General features: G+C 58.8%; 1 protein-coding gene. It reads left to right on the top strand.

Features of this window, described 5'->3' with window-relative positions; translation table 11 throughout:
- The coding region (locus AC1DIO_RS35570; protein WP_476854980.1) for a hypothetical protein at positions 1–192 on the top strand (192 nt) is incomplete at its 5' end.
- Between the last annotated feature and the right edge of the window lie 208 nt (positions 193–400).

The following is a 400-nucleotide window of genomic DNA, read 5'->3' as shown; positions in this document are numbered from 1 at the left end:
CTTCTGCGCTACGCCACTTTCGAGATCGATGATGTTCCCGGAATGCAGGTCGGCCTCGTAAATAGCGGACCAGCGAATGGCGGCCGTTTCTCCATCTACGAGCCGGCTGGTTATTCTGAGCTTGTTATCGGCAGCACGGATCATCCCCTCAAGGATGTGCCGGGCGCCGAGCTGACGCCGGGCAGCGGATGATCGCTGCGCCAGGTCATCGGAAGCCTCGCTTCGGACGATTGTCAGCCCCTGAAACGTAGCGAGCTGCGAGAGCATCTCTTCGGAAAGGCCGGCAGCAAAAACACCGGCGTCTGGCGTTGGGGACAGGTTGACGAATGGCTTTACGAGAAGAGAGAGACCCGGGGTGCTTGTCGATGAAGCAGCCGGTCGTGATGAATTCGTGATGAAT

The organism is Allobosea sp. 05T439 (assembly GCF_056396005.1).
Note: the sequence above shows the minus strand (reverse complement) of the source record. Positions and strands in the feature narration are given on the sequence as shown.